The following is a 3,264-nucleotide window of genomic DNA, read 5'->3' as shown; positions in this document are numbered from 1 at the left end:
CGACCGGGACCGCGACGGCGTCGGCGACCACGCGCCGGAGCGGCCGGTGGTCGCCGGTCCGAAGCCCCGGGCCAGCCTGCTCGCCACCCTCGGCCTCGTGGTCGCCGTCGCGGCCGCGCTCTTCGTGCTCACCGGCACGCTCGCCGGGTACGGCATCGCGCTGGGCGCGGTCGGCGCGGTGCTCGCCGTGCTCGGTCTGATGGCCACCCGGCGGCGACACATCGCCGGCAAGACCGACGCGCTGCTGGGCATCGCGATCGGTCTGGGCGCCGTGGTCCTCGGCGTGCTGGCGATGACCGGACAGTTCGACTGGCCGACCACCGACGGCGACTGGGTGACCCGCTTCCGCGAGTGGCTCGACTCACAGTTTGCGGACCGCTTCTAGCGGGCACTGTACGGCCCGCCGGCGGTGCGCCGGCACCGCCGGTGGTTCACCGGCGACGCCCGAGAGGTCTGGTGGTTCACCAGCCGGGCACACCCTTTTTCGGGGGCGGCGGTTCGCCGCCCCCGAAGTGTTTTCCGGGCCGCTCCCCCGCCCGCCGGACGACCGCGCGGGGCTCCGCAGCACCTCACGCAACGAAACGTCGCCCACCCTGCTCCAGACGCAACGATCAGTCGGCCTGCGCAACTCTCAGCGGTGGATGCCACCGCTTAGGCCGCATAACGTTGAGCAACGGCGCCAGCCCGCGGGCCGAAGGTGGCCGGGCGCGCCCGACCCCTGGGAGCAGGACATGACGATGGACGCCACCAGCCAGCGCTATCTGATGTGCCGGCCGACGTACTTCGCCGTCGACTACGCGATCAACCCGTGGATGGACCCGACCGCGCCGGTCGACGCCGACCTGGCGATCCGGCAGTGGGAGCAGTTGCGCCAGACCTACCGGGACCTGGGCCACACCGTCGAGGAGATCACTCCGGTGCCGGGCCTGCCCGACATGGTCTTCGCCGCCAACGGTGGCACGGTCATCGACGGCAAGGCGATGGCCGTGCAGTTCCGCGACCCGCAGCGCGCCGACGAGGCCCCCGCCTACCGGGCGTGGTTCGAGGCCGCCGGCTTTGAGATGTACGACCCGAAGCACGTCAACGAGGGCGAGGGCGACGTCCTGCTGGCCGGCGACCACCTGCTCGCCGGCACCGGCTTCCGCACCGCGCACGCCTCGCACGCGCAGTTGCAGGAGGTCTTCGGCTACCCGGTGATCACCATGCAGCTGGTCGACCCGCGCTTCTACCACCTGGACACCGCGCTCACGGTGCTCGACGAGCGCACCGTGGCGTACCTGCCGGAGGCGTTCTCGCCCGGCAGCCAGGCCGTGCTGCGTCGGCTCTTCCCCGACGCGGTGCACGCCACCGTGGCCGACGCCGAGGTGCTGGGGCTCAACGCGGTCAGCGACGGCCGGCACGTGGTGCTGCCCGCGCAGGCCACCGGGCTGGCCGCGCAGCTGCGCGACCGGGGCTACGAGACCATCGGTGTCGACCTGTCCGAGCTGCGCAAGGCCGGCGGCGGACCGAAGTGCTGCACGTTGCGACTCCGTCAGGGAAAGGCGAGCAAGTGATCGAGGACATGCTGCGGACACCGGGTGCCGTGCGGGACGCGGAGCGCTGGACCGCGCACAACTACCACCCCCTGCCGGTGGTGATCTCCTCCGCCGAGGGCGCCTGGCTGACCGACGTGGACGGCCGTCGCTACCTCGACTGCCTGGCCGGCTACTCGGCGCTCAACTTCGGCCACCGGCACCCCCAGCTGATCGCCGCCGCGCACGCGCAGCTCGATCGGCTGACCCTGACCAGCCGCGCGTTCATCCACGACCAGTTCGCCGACTTCTGCCGCGAGCTGGCCGCGCTCTGCGGCAAGGACCTGGTGCTGCCGATGAACACCGGCGCCGAGGCGGTGGAGACCGGGATCAAGGTGGCCCGCAAGTGGGGCTACCAGGTCAAGGGCGTCACCCCCGGTCAGGCGAACATCGTGGTGGCGGAGGGGAACTTCCACGGCCGGACGACCACCATCGTCAGCTTCTCCACCGACGAGGACGCCCGCGCCGACTTCGGCCCGTACACCCCGGGCTTCACGGTGGTCCCCTACGGCGACCTGGCCGCGCTGACCGCCGCGATCGACGAGAACACCGTCGCGGTGCTGCTGGAGCCCATCCAGGGCGAGCAGGGCGTCGTCGTGCCGCCGGAGGGCTACCTGCCGGGGGTGCGCCAGGTCTGCACCGAGCGCAACGTGCTCTTCATCGCCGACGAGATCCAGTCCGGCCTGGGCCGCACCGGTGAGACCTTCGCCTGCGACCACGAGGGCGTCGTGCCGGACATGTACCTGCTCGGCAAGGCCCTCGGCGGCGGCATCGTGCCCGTGTCGGCGGTCGCCGCGAACGCGGACGTGCTCGGCGTGCTCAAGCCGGGCCAGCACGGCTCCACCTTCGGTGGCAACCCGCTGGCCTGCGCGGTGGCGACCGAGGTGGTCCGGCTGCTGGCCACCGGCGAGTTCCAGCGCCGCTCGGCCGAGCTGGGCGCCCGGCTGCGGGCGGGCCTGGAGGGGCTGCTCGGCAAGGGTCTGGTCGCCGTCCGGGTCCGGGGTCTCTGGGCCGGGCTCGACATCGACCCGACGCTGATGAGCGGCCGGGAGGCGTGCGAGCGGCTCGCCGAGCGGGGCGTGCTCGCCAAGGACACCCACGGCGCCACGATCCGGCTCGCTCCCCCGCTGGTGATCACCGCCGAGGAGATCGACCACGCGGTCGCCCAGCTCGCCGCCGTCCTGGCCGGCTGAGCCCCGTACGACAGCGGCGGGCGTCGGGACCACGGTCCCGGCGCCCGCCGTCGTTCGTCTCCCGGTCGCGACCGGCGCGCTCAGCGGGGCAGTCGCATCGCCATGGTGGGGGCCTCGGCCATGACCGACGCGGGGGTGTAGGGGGCGCCGGCCGGCAGCTCGCCGGGACGGCCGATCTGCACCCCGGGGTAGAGCTCCACCATGTCGCCCCCGGCCAGCACCCGGGACTGCTGCGGCGCCAGCGGGACGCGGTCGGACTCGGTCATCGAGCCGCCCGGGCGGATGCCGGAGCCGTTGGTGCTGACGTCGGTGACGATCACCTCGCCGACCCGCAGCTCGAAGCGGACGTGGCCGCGGCTGATCCAGCGGCGGGCCTCGTCGTTGAGCCACTGGCCGAGCATGATTCCGCCGCTCTGCTCGGGTGCCCGCCCGACCACCACCGGCTGGTCCTCGGTGAGCACGAACCGGCGCCGGATCAACCCGCCGACGCGGACCGCGAG

General features: G+C 73.2%; 3 protein-coding genes and 1 pseudogene. 3 read left to right on the top strand and 1 reads right to left on the bottom strand.

What is annotated here, in order from left to right:
• From NCC78_RS29885 to rocD, 3 genes and pseudogenes are all read left to right on the top strand, one after another.
• Positions 1–385 (top strand): annotated as a pseudogene (locus NCC78_RS29885) (thrombospondin); the annotation flags it as partial.
• Positions 386–737: 352 nt separating this feature from the next.
• A complete protein-coding gene (gene ddaH / locus NCC78_RS29880) occupies positions 738–1,553 on the top strand; it encodes a dimethylargininase (RefSeq protein WP_250798716.1) in 816 nt (271 codons plus the stop codon).
• On the top strand, positions 1,550–2,764 hold the full coding sequence (gene rocD, locus NCC78_RS29875) for an ornithine--oxo-acid transaminase (protein ID WP_250798714.1): 1,215 nt from the start codon (positions 1,550–1,552) through the stop codon (positions 2,762–2,764). The genes ddaH and rocD overlap by 4 nt, the downstream gene beginning before the upstream one ends.
• An 80-nt stretch (positions 2,765–2,844) precedes the next feature.
• On the opposite strand, the gene NCC78_RS29870 is transcribed toward rocD, so the two are convergent.
• On the bottom strand, positions 2,845–3,264 hold a 420-nt coding region (locus tag NCC78_RS29870), incomplete at its 5' end, for an FHA domain-containing protein (protein WP_250798713.1).

This window comes from Micromonospora phytophila, from assembly GCF_023656545.1.
Taxonomy (GTDB): domain Bacteria; phylum Actinomycetota; class Actinomycetes; order Mycobacteriales; family Micromonosporaceae; genus Micromonospora; species Micromonospora phytophila.
The sequence above is the reverse complement of the archived record's forward strand: the minus strand, read 5'-3'. Positions and strand labels throughout refer to the sequence as shown.

Excerpts from the sequence above, each read along its gene's own strand:
- ddaH (WP_250798716.1), top strand. The coding sequence starts at position 738 with ATGGACGCCACCAGCCAGCGCTATCTGATGTGCCGGCCGACGTACTTC.